The organism is Lacihabitans sp. LS3-19 (assembly GCF_024343575.1).
Lineage (GTDB): Bacteria > Bacteroidota > Bacteroidia > Cytophagales > Spirosomataceae > Leadbetterella.
Map to the genome: position 1 here is coordinate 467857 of NZ_RJUA01000001.1, position 15384 is coordinate 483240.

The following is a 15384-nucleotide window of genomic DNA, read 5'->3' on the forward strand; positions in this document are numbered from 1 at the left end:
AAAATACAAGCATTGTATTGCCAATTATTTTGCCATATTTGAAGACGATTTAGAATTACTACTTATAAGAATTACAAAACCCTTGACAACGAGGGCATTAATGATGAAGCCAGCATCTGTTAGAACTATCGCCCACTTCGACCTCGACTCATTCTTTGTGTCGGTAGAGCGGCTCAAAAACCCCGAACTCCTCGGCAAGCCCGTAATAGTGGGTGGCATGAGCGATCGTGGCGTGGTGGCCGCATGCAGTTACGAGGCCCGAGCCTTTGGCGTAAGCTCGGCTATGCCAGGGAAAATGGCCCGCCGCCTCTGCCCCGATGCCATCTGGATACGTGGCGACTTTGAGAGCTACGCAAAACTCTCCAACGACGTCACCGAAATAATGGAAGGCAAACTGCCCCTACTAGAAAAAGCCTCCATCGACGAGTTTTACGCAGACTTTACAGGCATGGACAAGTACTTCGGAAGCTACCAATATGCCACCGAACTTCGTGAAAAAATCACCAAAGAAACTGGCCTCAGCATATCCTTTGGCATGAGTACCTGCAAAACCGTGTCGAAAGTGGCCACCAACGAGTCCAAGCCCAACGGCCATCGACTCATAAAAGTAGGCGAAGAACGCTCGTTTCTCAGCCCACTGCCTATACACAAAATGCCCATGATAGGCAAAGTTACGGGCCAACAATTACGCAATCTGGGTATCACGAGCATAGGTATGCTGGCCGAAATGCCCCGAAAGATGCTCGAAGCAGTATTGGGCAAAAGCGGCACAAGTCTTTGGGAAAAAGCCAATGGCATAGACACCAGCCCGGTAATACCCCACCACGACCAGAAGTCGATGTCGAAAGAGATGACCTTCGACAAAGACACTACCGACGTGAGCCTGCTGCGGTCTATCCTCGTAAAAATGACCGAAGAACTCTGCTACGACCTCCGCCGCAAAAACCGCTGCGTGGGGCAGCTATCCGTAAAAATCCGCTACTCTAATTTTGATACGCACCTGCGGCAGTTGAGCGTAAGCTACACCGCCAACGACCACGACCTACAAGAAAAAGCCCTAGAGATATTCGAAAAACTCTACGACCGCCGCCTGCTCATACGGCTCATAGGCGTGAAGTTTAGCAAGCTCGTGCCGGGTTTCAGCCAGATACAGCTCTTCGACCAGTCTGCACACATGGCCGACCTCTACCAAGCCATGGACCGCATCCGCCACAAGCACGGCATCAAAGCCGTGGGCAAGGTGTTCGGCATGCAGCTCTACGAACGCCGCAAAGAAATACGTGTAGAGGGCTCCGGCCTACCTGCGGAGAAACTGAAACGGATGTATCAGTGATAATGTGGTAATTCGGTAATTGGTTAATTACAGAACGAGGGCCTGTTTGGAAAAGAGGTAAAGTTGGTGAGGACACAAACTTTGGCGGTGGCGTGAAGTTGGTAGCAACCGGTCAGATCAAAGGCCGAACCCGAAAAGAGGTAAAGTTTGTGAAGACGGAAACTTTGACAGTCAAACACAAACCATATTAGCACAAAAATTCATGAGAAAATAAATCATAGCAGCACAAAAGTTTGTAAGGACACAAACTATAGCGGACGAACACAAAGGCAGTACAAAAGTTTGTGAGGACACAAACTTTGGCGGAGAAGCACAAACTTTGGAGGAAGCAACACCAAATCAAACTTCACCACCAAAGTTTAGTAATAATATTGAAAAATCATTCGTTTCTTTCGATATTTACATTTTGAAAAAAACAATGTTCTCAGATGAAAAAAAACGTCCTTTTAAGTCTAACTTTAGCAGTTGTAGTATTCGCTTGTAACAACAACAAAACAGAGACTTCTGAAACCACAGAAGCAACAGCCAACACTCCACAATTAAACTATAGCGTAGTAGGTAGTTATCCTCATGATGTTCAATCATTTACCGAAGGGCTTTATATTAAAAACGGCCAAATATTTGAAAGTACGGGCTCTCCAGAAGAGTTAGAGTTTACACAATCTCACTTCGGAATAGTAGATACCACAACCGGTAAAATCAACGTAAAAGCCTCCCTAGACCGTAACAAATACTTTGGAGAAGGCATAGTGGAAAAGGACGGCAGGATATTCCAGCTTACTTACAAAGCCCAAACATGCTTTGTTTATGACGCCAAAACTTTCAAAAAAGTAGCAGAATACCCCTACGCAAATCCCGAAGGATGGGGAATGACAGATGACGGTCAACTTATCATCATGAGTGATGGCACAAGTGCTTTGTCATTTATGAAACCTGCAGATTTTTGGAAAATCAGAGAGCTCAATGTACGTGAAAATGGCTATGCAGTAGATAAACTTAACGAACTTGAGTTTGTAGATGGCTTTGTCTACGCCAATATTTGGACTACCAACCAAATCGTAAAAATTGATGTAAACACAGGTAATGTGGTAGCCAAAGTAGACTTGGGACAATTGTACCAAGACAGCCAAAGAATAAATCCTAACCTGATGGAAATGAATGGAATAGCCTACGACAGAGAGAAAGACGAATTTTTGATAACAGGTAAACTGTGGCCAAAAATCTACAGAATAAAATTTCTTTAAAATTGATCATATTTAAGTATTTTGTCCACTCATATACCGTATTTAACCATTTTAATGGGTAAATACGGTATGTTTTTATATTTTTGAATATCAATAAACTAACCCAATATCATGAAAAAACTCTTTATTCTGTTTCTAATAGCTGCCAACGTAACAGTATTTTCTCAAACCAAACAACAAGTAATAAACGATATCCAAAAAAGGCAGGCGGAATATAGCTCCATAGCAATGGACATCTGGAAGTATGCTGAAGTAGGTTACCAAGAATACAAAAGTTCGGAGTTGCTTCAGCAAACACTAAAAAAAGAAGGCTTTAGTGTAACAGCTGGAGTTGCCGAAATCCCAACGGCATTTGTGGCAACTTTTGGCTCAGGCAAACCGGTAATTGGTATTTTAGGTGAGTTTGATGCACTGCCAGGCTTATCGCAAGCAGCCAAACCTGAAAAAGAATCATTGAACGGCGTAGCTGGTCACGCATGTGGTCATCATTTGTTTGGCGTTGGATCTGCCGCAGCTGCCATAGCCGTAAAAGACTGGATGAAAAAAACAGGACAAAAAGGCACCGTAAAGTTTTACGGAACACCAGCAGAAGAAGGAGGATCGGGCAAGGTTTACATGGTAAGAGATGGGCTTTTTAATGGTGTCGATGTGGTATTGCACTGGCATCCAGGCTCTGGGAACTCAGCAAATGCCTCAAGTTCATTAGCCAACAAATCTGGAAAGTTTAGGTTTTATGGCCGCTCGGCACACGCTGCCGCTTCTCCAGAAAATGGCCGCTCAGCACTTGATGGCGTAGAAGCCATGACACACATGATAAACATGATGCGGGAGCATGTGCAAGAAGACTCGAGAATTCATTATGTTATAACAAGTGGAGGCAAAGCACCAAATGTAGTGCCTGATTTTGCAGAATTGTATTTATATGTGCGTCATCCAAACCGTACCAATGTAAAAGAAATGTGGGAATGGATGGAAAACATTGCACAAGGAGCAGCACAAGGTACAGGAACTCGAGTTGAATCAGAAGTATTAGGTGGTGTATATGAATTGTTACCCAACGAAACACTTGCTAAAGTAATGCACAGCAACATGAATAAAGTTGGTGGCTATGTTTTAACGCCAGAAGAGGTAGCGTTTGCAAATAAAATATTACCAACGCCAGGAATGTTTAAAAGCACTCTCGATGCTACCAACACGATTGAAGAACTCAAACTTGAAAGTTCGGCAAATGGAGGCTCAACAGACGTAGGCGATGTAAGCTGGGCTGTACCAACGGTTGGTTGCCGCACAGCCACATGGGTTCCTGGGACTCCTGCCCATAGCTGGCAAGCAGTAGCTGCTGGTGGAACTAACATAGGCGTAAAAGGCATGATGATAGCTGCCAAAACTATCGCTTTGAGTGCCATTGATTTGTTCCAAAACCAAGAGCTTATTGACAAAGCGACGGTAGAGTTTAAAGCTAAAACAGGGGGAGATTTTAAGTATGAGTCGCTTTTGGGTGACAGAAAACCTGCCTTGAACTATAGAAATTAACTTCCCCAAAAGTTAAAAAAACTAAGACTGTCAATACGCTTGACAGTCTTTTTTTATAGAATTATTTCAAAAATCAGTCAATAAACAATCGGTTTGAATCTTAAAAAATTCCATATAAAAATCGTATTTTTGCAGAAAAAATAAAAGAAAGAATTGGAACCCAACACCGACTATCATATCCCAGTAATGCTCCGCGAATGTCTCGAAGGTTTGGCTATCAACCCTGAAGGCATTTATGTGGATGTTACTTTTGGTGGAGGTGGACATACTCGGGCCATTTTAGAAAAACTTACTACAGGCCATCTTTATAGTTTTGACCAAGATGCTGACGCTAAAGCAGAATCTCTAAAAATTGACTCCCCAAATTTTACTTTTATCAACGCCAACTTCAGAAACATCGCCAAATACCTGAAAGTATACGGTGTGAAACAAGTGGATGGAATTCTGGCAGATTTAGGTATTTCATCTCATCAAATAGATACACCTGAGCGTGGTTTTTCCACTCGCTTTGACGCCGATCTTGACATGCGGATGAATACCGAAACTGGTCAAACCGCCGCCGAAATTGTTAACGAATATTCTGCTGAAGATCTGCACAAGATATTCGGCATGTATGGCGAACTAAAAAACGCCAAAAGTGTAGCACATGCTATAGCCAATGCTAGAAATGCCAAAACCATAGAAACTATAAATGACTTAAAAATCGCATTGAAAAGTTTTGCCCCGAGAGGAAAAGAAAACAAATTTTTTGCTCAGGTATTTCAGGCATTAAGAATAGAAGTCAACGAAGAACTGAAGGTTTTAGAGGAGTTTTTAATACAAACCCCTGAACTTTTGGCACCAAATGGCAGACTAGTGGTGATGTCTTATCATTCTCTAGAAGACCGTCCAGTGAAGAATTTTATCAGAAGTGGGAAGTTTTTTGGAGAGGTAGAAAAAGACTTATTTGGAAACGAAATTAAGCCTCTACAATCTATTACCAGAAAACCTGTAGAAGCCGACGAAGCTGAACTTCAAAGAAATCCAAGGGCAAGAAGTGCCAAGTTGAGAATAGCAGAAAAATCAGCGTAAAAAATTCCGTTTATAGCAAGGACTTAAATTTTTTAAAAAACATTGAGACGTTTTAAGGAAATTATTGTATAATTTTGAATAGTGCTTCCCATAAAAAAGAATTAAAATGTCTCAGAACCGATCAAGAAAAAGAGTGGAACCTAAGAGGTCCAGGTCTTTTAACTTCAACCTAATAGAACCCCTCTCCAAGTGGGTTAATCAAAAATTAGAATTAGACGAACGTCTATCGCCTGGTACTTTACGCAAGGTGCTATGGATTGGTTTAATGGTGACAATCTACATATTTTTTCAGCATAATTTTGATAGTCTCATCAGAAAACTCGATAGAGCTGATAGGCAAGTAAATGAGCAAAGGGCCTCCTTTATCTCTCATAAATCTCGGTATTTGTATGCAAGCAAACAGTCAGAGATCGAGAAAAAACTTCAGGACAGAGGATTTGAAAAAAATGCTCAGGCTCCTATCAAAATTGCTATTAAAAACCTCTAATAAATCCAAGAAATGTCTGATAAAAGTGTAATAAAAGAACAGATTAAAAGCCGTTCGCAATGGACGATTTTTATATTAGGTATGATTGGTATAGCTATTATAGCAAAAATCCTTTATCTACAAACTACCAAAAAGAAAGAGTTGATGGCTTTGGTGGTCGACATCCAAAAAAAAGAAAGGGTAATTGACGCTACGAGAGGCAATATTTATGCTTCGGATGGCGAGAGTATACTTGCAACCTCTATTCCTCGCTATCAGGTTATTTTAGATCCATTTCAAGCAAAAAAAGACCTTTTTGAGAGTAGTTTAGACTCTGTTTCGTTGTTGCTTTCAGAATATTTTAAAGACTATAGCTATCTAGAATATAAAGAAAAAATATCTAAAGCTAGAAAAGCCAAATCAAGGTATATGCCAATCGGCGGTAATAAAAAACTAGACCATATAGAAAAAGAAAAAATAGCAAAGTTTCCATTGTTTAGAGAAGGGCCTAATAAAGGCGGCGGACGGTTTGAAATCCACAGATATAGGTTTTTGCCTTTTAATAATTTGGCGATGAGAACCATAGGGAAACTTGACACTAAAACAAAAAAAATAGGAGATTTCGGCATTGAGGCGAGCTTTGAAAACTACCTTCAAGGCAAGGATGGAAAAGGCTTTTACGAAAGACTAGCTGGCGGGTATTCAAAACCCGTAGATTTAGAATCAGACATAAACGCTGAACCTGGACTTGATGTGGTTACTACCTTGGATGTGAATTTCCAAGATATTATAGAGAGCTCGCTAAGGGCTCAGGTTTACAAAACCCAAGCAAAATATGGTACTGCCGTAGTAATGGAAATAGCGACTGGTCAAATAAAAGCCATCGCTAACTTAACTAGGAAAGTTAACAATGAAGGTGTAATATCCTACATAGAAGATCAAAACTATGCTGTGAAAGAAGGGACAGATCCTGGGTCAACTTTTAAGCTTGCATCTATGGTTGCATTGCTTGAAAAAGCAAATCTCAAGAATTCCGATTTTGGGGTAGATTGCCCTGGAGAAATTAAACACAATGGCCTTTCTTTTACTTGCTCCCACGAGCATGGCACGTTAACAGTTCAGCAAATATTCGAACAGTCATGTAATATTGGCATTTATAGTTTAATGAAAAAACACTTTGGCTTCTCTTCAGCCGATGCTTACTTCAATTATCTGCGAGACTTCAAACTTGACAAACCTTCAGGTTTTCAACTAAAAGGTGAACCCTATCCTGTCTTAAAAAATGCCAAAAGTGCTACTTTTAGCGGAACTACTGTGCCATGGATGTCAATAGGTTATGAGTCAAGAATTACACCAATACAAATGCTGACATTTTATAATGCCATAGCAAACAATGGTCAGTGGATTCAACCCATGATAGTAAAAGAAATACGAAAAGGTACCAAAACTTTAGAGCGATTTGAAGCTAACAGAATTTCTGACCCTATATGTTCGATAGCTACCATCCAAAAAGTAAAACAAATGATGGAAGGTGTAGTACAAAATGGAACTGCAAAAAACGTAAATGGCGGTAATTGCCAAATAGCTGGTAAAACTGGGACCTCACAAAAAAGAGTAAACGGGAATTATAAAAAAGGCATTTACTATACTTCGTTTATTGGATATTTTCCTGCCAATCAACCAAAATATAGCTGTATAGTAGTTATAGATGAACCAGTAGGAGCTAATATATATGCAGCGGATGTTTGTGCCCCAGTATTCAAAAACATTGCAGATAAGATATTTGCCTACGACATATCTATGCACCCAAGGTTAGTATTGCAAAGCAATGTTCAGAAACTTGCCGAAAAACAAAGTGCAGGAAAAATAACTGATCAAAAAATTATAGCTCAAACTCTAGGTATTAATAATCAGCCAGATGGAGATGGATACTCCCAGCCCAAAGTTCTAAAAAGGGACTCTGTAACATGGCAGCTGAAAAATATGGAAAAAGATATTAGTCAAATCCGTGGGTTAACACTTAAAGATGCCTTGCCCATTCTTGAAAACCAAGGATTTAGAGTGAAATATTCTGGCTTTGGTAAAGTAAGAGACTATTCTATAGAAAGCAAAAATGTCGTAGCTTTGGTGCTGAAATAACCCATTAGGCCAGATGTATACTACAGAGCTGTTTGAAAAATACGAGAATTTCAAAGAAAAAACCCTGAGCAAAAGGCGATTTAAACATAAAGATATCCTTCCGTTAATAGAAAAGTTAAAGTTTTCGAAAGAGGAGGTAGGAAGGTCTTTTGAAGGAAGAAAAATCCAGAAAGTAAAGATTGGGAATGGCCCAAGGAAAATATTGCTTTGGTCACAAATGCATGGCAACGAGGCCACAGCAACGATGGCCATTTTTGATATTTTTAATTTCTTTGAATCAAAAAATGACGGATTCGATAAATTCAAAAGTTACATTCTTCAAAACCTAGAGTTACACTTTGTGCCCATGCTCAATCCTGATGGAGCCGAAAGATTTATAAGACGAACCGCACAAGGCATAGACATGAACCGAGATGCCTTGGCACTGAAATGCCCAGAAAGTAAAATCTTGAAAGACCTTGTGGAAAGCCTAAAGCCTGAGTTTTCATTTAACCTTCACGATCAAAACACAAGATACTCGGCTGGAAAAAGCCCTAAACAGGCTAGTATTTCGTTCTTAGCAACTGCCTATAATGAAGATTGCGATTGGAACGAAAACCGCATAAAAGCAAGACAAACTATAAGTGCAATGAACGAAGTGCTTCAAGAGTTTATTCCTAATGGTATAGGAAGGTTTTCAGATGAGTTTGAGCCCAGAGCTTTTGGTGATAATATTCAAAAATGGGGAAGTAGTCTAATTTTAATAGAGTCTGGAGGTTTTCCAAATGACCCCGAAAAACAGTTTTTGAGAAAATTAAATTTTGTGACTATTCTTAGTGGTTTGTATAGTATTGCTGCTAATTCCATCTTAGAATATTCGCTATCAGATTACCTCACTATTCCACAAAATGAAAAATACCTTTTTGATTTAAAAATACTCAATGCTACAATGCTTAAAAATGAAAAAGCATATACCGTGGAGGTCGGTATCAATATAGAAGAAAAAAATATTGCTCAAGCAAGCGATTTCATAAATACCAGCGTTATAGATGACATAGGTGATCTTTCTGTTTTTTGGGGAATTCAAACTTTAGATGCTAATGGAGGAGTTTTAAAGCCCATTAGCGAATATCCCGAAATAATTGAAAAACATAAATTGGCGAAGTATCCTGAAGAGGTATTAGAAGGTGAATCGGCAAGTTTTGTCTTAGATTTAGGCGAAAAACAAATCTTGATTCTAAACGGAAGCATAGTAGCATAAACCATTGAATATATTGAAAGTAAATTTGTTTGATAGTTCTTTTAAAACCCTCGTAATTATACTTATAAGTGTTGTTTCTGCTCTCAGTCAGGAAAAATCCGTCTATGGGAAAGTTATAGATAATGTTACCCAAAAAGGAATCAATACACTGAATATATTAAATATTCGGACAGGACAGGTTGTAGCAACAAATGAAAAAGGAGATTTTTATACAAGAGCCGCAGTTGGCGACTCTATCATAATAACGAGTTTTGGATATGAAAGGAAAGGTATAAAATGGGATGGGATAAATAAAAATCCAGTAATTGCTGTTAAACTCCAACCGTTTATGTTGCAAGAATTGGTAGTAAGGGACAAAAAACTAAGCGATATACACAAGGAAATCCAAGATTTTTTAGCAAATCCAAATGATTCCAAAGCTATCAGAAATGAGCTATTAAAAAGTATGCTAAATACCAACACGACCCAGCCAGGGATTGGGATTTCTATCGATGCTCTTTACCAAATGTTTAGTAAAGAAGGCAAAATGAACAGAAAACTAGCAGATATGCAGTTTCAAGATGCAAAAAGCTTTTATGCCGATCTAAAATACAACAAACAAGTAGTAGCACAAATCACCCACTTAGGGCCCGAAGATCTTGATGATTTTATGGAATTCTGTAAACCGACACAAGATTTTATCCTTCATGCTACTGACTATGAACTTACCTTTAAAGTCTTAAGTTGTGTAGGGGAGTTTCGTAATTCTAGAATAATTAGAAGATTGAGGTAGTTGTTTGTTTTCATTATATCAGAATGGAATAATTTTTGTTATAGTAGATTTTAGTTTTAACTATAAAATCTATTTAAATGAAAACAACTTTCTATTTGTGTATTTTATTGACTTTAATTCAATTTAAAATTTCCGCTCAAAAAGGTATTTTGGAGTATAAATCAGGAGAAAAACTAGAAGTAGAAATATTATTACCTAAGAAGTTTTTTGGGTCAATAGTAGATTGGTACGGTATGGAAAATAGTATTCATTTTGTTGATTTAAATTCAAATGAAAGCATAAAAGGGAAAGCAAATGATATTTCTTTTTTTGAGTTTGAATATAATGGAGTTAAGAAAAAATATGTTTCTCTATTGTATCAGTATAACTTTTTAAATAAAAAACTAGGGAAAAACCTTTTTGGAATCGTTATAGAAGATGGTTTTATAGAAACTCTTCAAATTAAAGGTAAACGAAATTCGTGGGTTGCGGAAAATGGCCCCAATCGTTCTTCACCAGGAAGTTGGAGAACTACAAACTATAAATTTTTGGCTTTTAGAAAAAAAACAGGAGAGGTATTTTTCTCAAGCTTTAAATTTAAAAAAAGCTGGTCTGAATTTACGTCCGATTGTCCTTCAGTTTCAGAAAAGGTTTCAAATGGTCAGTATTCAGTAATTAAATATAGGGAAATAGTAAGAGATTATAACAGTAGCTGTGGAAACTCTAAATGAAATTTTCATTAATTTTTATCCTAAAAAAAGAGTCAGACTGGAACAAGTTTGAGCGAATTGTATATGTACATTATAGTTGCAAATAATATTTAGTTCTAAAAATAGCCTCAAATTAAGATTTGAGGTTTTTTTATGCACAAAACACAAAAAAGCCCCAGAAATCCGGGGCTTACGTTTATAAAGAAAAGGTTTATTATTGTTTTTAAGAATATGAGTTCAGCATAACTGGCATCACAAGCATCAAAATATCTTCGTTTTCTTCTTTGTCAGAAGGTATTATCAAACCTGCTCTGTTTGGTAGCGAAAGCTCCATTGTGATTGTCGCCGAGCTAATATTTCCTAACATTTCAGCTAAAAACTTAGCATTGAAGCCTATTTCCATATCTTCACCTACATATTCACAAGCTATTTTCTCAACTGCCTCATTTGAGTAGTCTAAATCTTCCGCAGAGATAGTCAACTCATCAGCTGTAATTTTAAGTCTGATTTGATGTGTAGTTTTGTTTGAGAATATAGCGATCCTTTTCAAAGAACTCAAAAATTTGGATCTTTCAACCGTCATTTTGTGAGGGTTCGCTTTCGGAATCACATTTTCATAATCTGGATAACGCTCATCTATCAATCTACAAATCAATTTGATGTTGCCAAAGCTAAAGAAAGCATTGGAATTGCTAAACTCAGTTACAACTGGAACGCTATTTGAAGGCAACGAAATCTTGATAAGGTTCAATGCCTTGCGAGGCAAAATCATTGTAGTAGGCGTAGAAGACTTGATATCTTCTCTTCTGTATCTTATCAATCTATGTCCATCTGTAGCTACAAAAGTGGTGCTTTCTTCCTGAATATCGATATAGACACCCGTCATTGCAGGTCTTAAGTCATCTGTACTCGTAGCAAAAAGCGTATTGTTGATAGCAGAAGCTAAAATATGCGAATCTAACTCAATATTGAAGTTTTTGTTTACTTGAGGTGGTTTTGGGAAATCCATTGGATTTTCTCCAGCTATTTTAAACCTACCATTTGATGTGATAATTTCAACTCCAAAGGTATCACTGTTTACGTTTACACTAATAGGTTGCTCAGGTAAACTCTTCAGCGTATCCATCAATAATTTGGCTGGTATTGCTACCGAAACTTTATCACTAGAGTCTACCAAAAAATCAGCAACCATTACTGTCTGCATATCAGAAGCTGTAACTACTAAATTGGTACCATCGAGCTCAAAAAGGAAATTTTCAAGAATTGGGACTAGTGGATTTGGGGCTATCACGCCACTTATATTTGAAAGATTCTTAACTAATTCTGATGACGAAACGACAAACTTCATGTTGTTTTGTTTTATAAGATAATATGGTTAAAACTAATTAAAATCAAATTTAGTAAATGGCCTTTTATTTAATAATCAACGATTTAAATTTTTGAATCTAAACGATTAAATAGGACTTTGTATGTTTTCACCTAAATTTTATGCAAAAATACCTAAAAATCTGATTATTTTATGCAAAAAACAAATTTAAAATACGTCAGATTGAATCTTCTCTCTCTTGGTTTTCAATTCAGTTTTTAGTTCCGAAGCTTCTTTTAGATATCCCATCGACTCTAACTTATTTATACCATCTTGAGCATATTCAAATTCTGAAATTGCAATAGCTTTTTTTACAAGCGTTTTTAAAAGTAAAGATGAGGTAGAATTGACATCTGCAGCATAAAAAACAACATTATACGCCTCTAAATCTTTATTTTTTGCACTCAACATGTCTGATATGTTTTTAATCAAAAATGCATTAAAAGGAGCTTTATTTATTGCTTCTTTATAATTATTTTCATTTAATCCAACACTTAAATTCTGGGCCTGTTTTTCTAAATCTACCTTCATTTTTGACTGTAAATTGGCATTTTCTAATAATGCTACAGAACTTAAATCTCCCGCCATTCTTAGTCTTTCGATGGCCTTATCTGCAATGCCTTCTTTCATCATCCACAGACCTAAATTTTGGTTGTAAATCAACTTGTTTTTTGTATTAGCTTCAGCCAAGGCATAAAGTTGTTTTATACCTTCCGCTTTCGACTGACGATAGTATTGCTGCTCAGCAAATACCCAGCTTAAAGACTCAAATAGTTGCTCATTATAGCTGTTTTTCTGAAGACTCATTAATGCTTTGGCATCTATTTTGGTCTTATTTTCAGTTTTAGGATTGCTGATGGCATTAAACAAAAACGCCGCTCGACTCATATCTAAAGCAGAATCTTTTGTTAGTTCAAAATCAGCAAAAGTGTTTTCTTTTTCAAGTATCCTGTCAATAGCAAACCTATTGGCTTTCAAACTATTATAATTCAAATTTTCAGAAAGATTTGTCATCTCTTGCAGTTTTTCAAGTTTGGCATTTTCAATCAGAAAAGCTAAGAAGTTTGTATTTTCTGTCTCACATTTATCGCAAGCTTTTAGTGCTATATCCAAATTTATCAAGACACTATCGGTCAAATTTGATTTTCCTTGCAAATAAGCCAGATTGGTCAACAATTGATTGTTTTTTGGAAAAGTCTTTAGGCCATTTTGCAAAGCAAAGAGTGCATCAAAATACATATTTTCGTTTTCGAGACTAGCACTCAAACCAGCAAAAGCATAAGGGCTGGGTTTCTGAGAAATGGTTTGATTAAAGAAAAAAGCCGCATTTATTTTGTCGTTTTGACTCAAAGCCAAAGATGCTAAGGAAATGTTGGCTTTGTGATTGTAAAGTTCGAAATGCGTAGATTTTTTATAAAAAGTTTCGGCAGTTTTAAGGTCGCCTTCTTTTAAATAAAAATCAGCGATTGTATTATTTATACCTGCAAGGGCTTGATTATAAGCGTAAAAGTTTTTGTATGAAAATAAAAACAAAACTAAGAATACTGCTATTGTCCTAGCATAGACCAATTTATTAAATGGGGCTTTATACAGCACTTTGTGGACTTCTAAACCTTGTTTGAGAAGCTGAATATAATTTATGAGAACATAAACTACAAAACTCAAACCCATTGTGAGTTGTGTAATACTAATATAATCCTCCGCAACCTCTATGAGGGGGTCATTGCCTGTTGCAAAAATAAATGCAATAGTGGAGCAAGAAATAATAGCAAAGCCAAGATATAGCCAAACACCACTTCTTTGAAAACTAAATACTTCTTTTTGGTCAACATATTGTCGGAATCCCCAAAGACCTAGTATTACGCTAAGAACAAAAATAAAAATGGGTGCTAGCACAAATGAGCTTTTTTCAATAGCTTTTGAGTTTTCTAGATAAACCAATAAAATGTTCACTAAAAATATACCAGAAATAAGAAGAAACTGAGGTAATGAACTTTTGCCTTTTTGAGAATTTTTTGAGACCAACCAAACCAAGCCAGCTACGATTTCGTGTGAAACCATAAAAATAAAAATAGCTGTAATAAGCATGAAGCCAACTAAACCATAAGCTGCCAAAGAAAGTAATGGTTGGTTAATGGCAGAAAAAAAATAGGCTCCTATAATTAATAAAGCCCAAAGCAAAAGCCAAAAAATAAGGTTTTTGCTGGTATCGATTTTTTGTCCGAAATTATTGAAATAATAGTATAAACCTCCAGATAATACAAAAGTGACCAAAAATGGCCAGTTAGAATTGCTTAAAAAGACACTTTCAGATCGTAAACCGATGAGAATCCCTCCTAAAACTAAGGCTCCAATCAGGAAGCTAATGCCCTTTAACCGAGCAAAACCAATTAACAAAAAAGACAAACCTACAAAAGAACCTCCTAAAAGTATATAAAATGGAAGGCTGTTGACAATCACCAAAGAAGGCATATATCGCTCTTTGATGTACCAAACAGGGGTAGATGCCGAAAACTTGAACTCGTCGTAATAAAACGAGTTGGAAGAAATTATTTTTTCATGAAGTTCGCTTAATACATTCCAGTGAATGATATTCTCTAGGCCGATGTTCCATGCGTAGAGGCTGAAAGTAATTAAAAATATAACTATAAATAAGCCAAAAAACAAAGGCCATTTTTCTTTGTTGTGCCAGATTCTCCAAAAACTCAAATGATTGTTCATATTATTCAAAAGGTCCTTATTTTAATATTTTTTCTAAAGATTAGATTATTTGCCCTAAACTAAACAGCATCGAAAAGGTAAAAAGTGTATATTTGCCAAATTTTTCTTAAAATTCATTGACCCAGGATGACTATTCACAAAGAAGGTAAAGGCACTTTAATTGTTTCTATTTTGACTCTAGGAGTTGTTTTCAGCGTTTTGAAATACTTCACTCCAGATCAAAACATATTCCATATTTTACTATTTGTAGTATGCCTTGGACTTTTCTTTTTGGTATTACAATTTTTTCGCAAACCTACGAGAAAAACAGCAATAAACCCAAAACACATAATAGCTCCGGCTGACGGCAAAGTCGTAGTAATAGAAGAAGTTATAGAAACTGAATACCTTAAAGACAAAAGAATCCAGGTCTCTATTTTTATGTCTCCTCTAAATGTTCACATAAACTTTAACCCTCTTTCGGGTGTAATATCCTATTTCAAATACCACGCAGGCAAGTATTTGGTTGCATGGCATCCAAAAAGCAGTACTGAAAATGAGCGTACAACAATTGTGACAAAACACCCTAATGGCACTGAAATACTTTTCCGACAAATAGCTGGAGCCATGGCCAGAAGAATCTGCTGGTATGTAAAAGAAGGCCAAACAGTAACCCAAGGCGAAGAATTTGGCTTTATCAAATTCGGCTCAAGAATTGACATTTATTTGCCTTTGGATGCTAAAATCTTGGTTAATCTTGAAGATAGACCTGTTGGTGGAGAAACTGTTATCGCAGAACTAGCGTAGAGCGATTTTTCAAATCGATTTCTT

Annotated in this window: 12 protein-coding genes; 10 read left to right on the forward strand and 2 right to left on the reverse strand. The window is 37.0% G+C overall.

Annotated features, from left to right (window positions below; translation table 11 throughout):
- The first annotated feature begins 100 nt into the window (after positions 1-100).
- The 9 genes from dinB (at position 101) to EGI22_RS01900 (ending at position 10508) form a co-directional block, all read left to right on the forward strand.
- On the forward strand, positions 101-1333 hold the full coding sequence (gene dinB, locus EGI22_RS01860; RefSeq protein ID WP_310588109.1) for a DNA polymerase IV: 1233 nt from the start codon (positions 101-103) through the stop codon (positions 1331-1333).
- A 428-nt stretch (positions 1334-1761) separates the two neighbouring features.
- A complete protein-coding gene (locus EGI22_RS01865) occupies positions 1762-2577 on the forward strand; it encodes a glutaminyl-peptide cyclotransferase (protein ID WP_255065939.1) in 816 nt (271 codons plus the stop codon).
- A 111-nt stretch (positions 2578-2688) separates the two neighbouring features.
- Positions 2689-4110: an amidohydrolase gene (locus EGI22_RS01870; RefSeq protein ID WP_255065940.1), complete on the forward strand. Its 1422-nt coding sequence runs from the start codon at positions 2689-2691 to the stop codon at positions 4108-4110.
- A gap of 153 nt (positions 4111-4263) precedes the next feature.
- Positions 4264-5181: a 16S rRNA (cytosine(1402)-N(4))-methyltransferase RsmH gene (gene rsmH / locus EGI22_RS01875; RefSeq protein ID WP_255065941.1), complete on the forward strand. Its 918-nt coding sequence runs from the start codon at positions 4264-4266 to the stop codon at positions 5179-5181.
- A 106-nt stretch (positions 5182-5287) separates the two neighbouring features.
- Positions 5288-5668, forward strand: a complete 381-nt coding sequence (locus EGI22_RS01880) for an FtsL-like putative cell division protein (RefSeq protein WP_255065942.1) — start codon at positions 5288-5290, stop codon at positions 5666-5668.
- Between the two features lie 12 nt (positions 5669-5680).
- A complete protein-coding gene (locus EGI22_RS01885; RefSeq protein WP_255065943.1) occupies positions 5681-7786 on the forward strand; it encodes a penicillin-binding transpeptidase domain-containing protein in 2106 nt (701 codons plus the stop codon).
- 13 nt (positions 7787-7799) lie between these two features.
- Positions 7800-9026 carry a M14 metallopeptidase family protein gene (locus tag EGI22_RS01890; RefSeq protein ID WP_255065944.1) on the forward strand — a complete coding sequence of 409 codons (1227 nt, stop codon included), beginning with the start codon at positions 7800-7802 and terminating at the stop codon, positions 9024-9026.
- A 13-nt stretch (positions 9027-9039) separates the two neighbouring features.
- Positions 9040-9798 carry a hypothetical protein gene (locus EGI22_RS01895; RefSeq protein ID WP_255065945.1) on the forward strand — a complete coding sequence of 253 codons (759 nt, stop codon included), beginning with the start codon at positions 9040-9042 and terminating at the stop codon, positions 9796-9798.
- Between the two features lie 77 nt (positions 9799-9875).
- A complete protein-coding gene (locus EGI22_RS01900) occupies positions 9876-10508 on the forward strand; it encodes a hypothetical protein (RefSeq protein WP_255065947.1) in 633 nt (210 codons plus the stop codon).
- A 202-nt stretch (positions 10509-10710) separates the two neighbouring features.
- On the opposite strand, the gene dnaN is transcribed toward EGI22_RS01900, so the two are convergent.
- Complete coding sequence (gene dnaN / locus EGI22_RS01905) at positions 10711-11835, reverse strand: DNA polymerase III subunit beta (RefSeq protein ID WP_255065949.1); 1125 nt, start codon at positions 11833-11835, stop codon at positions 10711-10713.
- 186 nt (positions 11836-12021) lie between these two features.
- On the reverse strand, positions 12022-14574 hold the full coding sequence (locus tag EGI22_RS01910; protein ID WP_255065950.1) for a hypothetical protein: 2553 nt from the start codon (positions 14572-14574) through the stop codon (positions 12022-12024).
- Between the two features lie 126 nt (positions 14575-14700).
- On the opposite strand from EGI22_RS01910, the gene EGI22_RS01915 reads away from it, so the two are divergent.
- The gene (locus tag EGI22_RS01915) at positions 14701-15360 is read left to right on the forward strand and encodes a phosphatidylserine decarboxylase family protein (RefSeq protein WP_255065951.1); all 660 of its coding nucleotides are present in this window, start codon (positions 14701-14703) and stop codon (positions 15358-15360) included.
- Positions 15361-15384: the final 24 nt, after the last annotated feature.

Bases quoted from the DNA above. Each gene is read 5' to 3' on its own strand.
- dinB (WP_310588109.1), top strand. From the start codon at position 101: ATGATGAAGCCAGCATCTGTTAGAACTATCGCCCACTTCGACCTCGAC.
- EGI22_RS01865 (WP_255065939.1), top strand. From the start codon at position 1,762: ATGAAAAAAAACGTCCTTTTAAGTCTAACTTTAGCAGTTGTAGTATTC.
- EGI22_RS01870 (WP_255065940.1), top strand. From the start codon at position 2,689: ATGAAAAAACTCTTTATTCTGTTTCTAATAGCTGCCAACGTAACAGTA.
- EGI22_RS01880 (WP_255065942.1), top strand. From the start codon at position 5,288: ATGTCTCAGAACCGATCAAGAAAAAGAGTGGAACCTAAGAGGTCCAGG.
- EGI22_RS01885 (WP_255065943.1), top strand. From the start codon at position 5,681: ATGTCTGATAAAAGTGTAATAAAAGAACAGATTAAAAGCCGTTCGCAA.
- EGI22_RS01890 (WP_255065944.1), top strand. From the start codon at position 7,800: ATGTATACTACAGAGCTGTTTGAAAAATACGAGAATTTCAAAGAAAAA.
- EGI22_RS01900 (WP_255065947.1), top strand. From the start codon at position 9,876: ATGAAAACAACTTTCTATTTGTGTATTTTATTGACTTTAATTCAATTT.
- dnaN (WP_255065949.1), bottom strand. From the start codon at position 11,835: ATGAAGTTTGTCGTTTCGTCATCAGAATTAGTTAAGAATCTTTCAAAT.
- EGI22_RS01910 (WP_255065950.1), bottom strand. From the start codon at position 14,574: ATGAACAATCATTTGAGTTTTTGGAGAATCTGGCACAACAAAGAAAAA.
- EGI22_RS01915 (WP_255065951.1), top strand. From the start codon at position 14,701: ATGACTATTCACAAAGAAGGTAAAGGCACTTTAATTGTTTCTATTTTG.